The sequence below is a fragment of the Mesorhizobium sp. M7A.F.Ca.CA.002.09.1.1 genome, assembly GCF_003998555.1.
Lineage (GTDB): Bacteria > Pseudomonadota > Alphaproteobacteria > Rhizobiales > Rhizobiaceae > Mesorhizobium > Mesorhizobium ciceri.
The window spans coordinates 1-413 of sequence record NZ_RZRR01001640.1 but is presented as its reverse complement, the minus strand read 5'-3'; the positions used below and the strand labels follow the sequence as shown (position 1 = coordinate 413).

Sequence of the window (413 nt, the reverse complement as noted above, 5' to 3'; positions counted from 1 at the left end):
TCCATATTGCGGTTTTCGCGAAGCGGCACTTGCCGCACTCGATGCCGCCGGCCGCCGCTACCGCATTGCTGCCGGCAGCGCCAGTCTGGCCGGCCTGCGCACAGCCGTGAACGCCGGTGTCGCACTGACGCTGCGAACGGCTCGCTTTGCCCATTCCGGGATTGTCGAGGCGCCGCGCCAGCTTGGCCTGCCGCAGGTGCCTTTGGCTGAGTTCGCCATCCGGCTGCGCCAGGATGCCGAGCCGCCGGCACAGGAGCTGGCTGCGCTGTTCAGCGGCAACCTTGCCTTGGCGCAGGCTGATTTCGGAAAAGAAAAAGCCGACCTTGCGGTCGGCTATAGGTTAGACGGGCCGAGGGGTTTGGGGGACTTGGGATGACCCGTCGGCCTCAACAATGCCTGAACCCGATGATGGT

General features: G+C 65.6%; 1 pseudogene. It reads left to right on the top strand.

The annotated features are described in order from the left end of the window. A pseudogene (locus EN994_RS35105) lies at positions 1–376 on the top strand (hypothetical protein); the annotation flags it as partial. Positions 377–413 lie beyond the last annotated feature (37 nt).